Genomic DNA, 277 nt, shown 5'->3' with positions numbered 1-277 from the left:
CCCATGGATCTTCGCCCAGCTGTTTCAGGCCGAGGGATACACGAGTACGCTCGCGGTCGAACTTCAGCACTTTAACAGTGATTTCGTCGCCCACGTTCACGATTTCGCTTGGGTGCTTAACGCGTTTCCACGCCATGTCGGTGATGTGCAGCAGGCCATCAACGCCGCCCAGGTCAACGAATGCGCCGTAGTCAGTGAGGTTCTTAACGATACCTTTGACTTCCATGCCTTCCTGCAGGTTTTCCAGCAGCTGATCGCGTTCTGCGCTGTTTTCGGA

At 55.2% G+C, this 277-nt stretch carries 1 protein-coding gene; it reads right to left on the bottom strand.

Translation table 11 applies throughout. The features are described from left to right. Positions 1-277: S1 RNA-binding domain-containing protein (locus ACPYOI_RS36165; RefSeq protein WP_481424182.1), on the bottom strand; the 277-nt coding region annotated here is incomplete at both ends.

It is taken from the genome of Rhizobium sp. SVR5-2C (assembly GCF_056755115.1).
Note: the sequence above shows the minus strand (reverse complement) of the source record. Positions and strands in the feature narration are given on the sequence as shown.